Consider the following 691-nt stretch of genomic DNA (forward strand, 5'->3'; position numbering starts at 1 on the left):
CCGCTCGCGCGTGCCCGGCCGGGTGCCCGCACCGCGCGGCCGGTGCCGCGGTGCTCCGGTGTGCGAGGGCCGGGACGAGGTGGTGGGCGGGGTGCCGCGTGCTCCGGAGCCGCCGCCGGGCGTAGGAGCTGTGCCGTTTGTCCGCCGCCGGGTCCTTGAACCCGGCCGTCGGGCCGCCCGGCCTCGCCGGGGCCTTCGTACATGCGCCCGTCAACGTCAGGGCGCACCGCATCGCCAGCGCTGTGCGCCGTCCTGGTCCGCCTCCATGCTTCATGCACCGATCATGGCCGCTCGCCCGGCGGGAGGGGAGTGGTTTTTGCGGCGGTTCTCCGGCGCCTGCGCGGCGGCACCCGTCGGTGACGCCACGTCAATGGCCGGATATCTTCGGACATTCTTCTAATCTGAGCCGATGAAGTCCCGCCCGGACCCCGCAGCCCTCGTACCCCGGACCCCGCGGACGGCGCGGCGCTCCACCGCCGCGGCCGGTGTCCGCGTGGTGCTGTCCTCCCTGGTCCTCGCCACCGGTCTGTCCGCCCTGTCCGCCCCGGCCGTCCTGTCCGCCCCGGTCTCCGCGGCACCGCGGCACACCGGCGACGAGGCCGGAGCGGACCGGCCGGACCCCGCCCGCCGGGCGGCCCCGCAGCCGGGCGTACGGCCCGAGGAGGCCGAGCTGCTCGGCGCCGAACACGCC

Annotated in this window: 1 pseudogene; it reads left to right on the forward strand. The window is 76.8% G+C overall.

Annotation, left to right across the window (positions count from 1 at the left end):
- Positions 1 to 409: 409 nt before the first annotated feature.
- Positions 410 to 691, forward strand: a pseudogene (locus tag GPJ59_RS36720) (hypothetical protein); the annotation flags it as partial.

The organism is Streptomyces bambusae, assembly GCF_019400985.1.
GTDB classification, from domain to species: domain Bacteria; phylum Actinomycetota; class Actinomycetes; order Streptomycetales; family Streptomycetaceae; genus Streptomyces; species Streptomyces bambusae_A.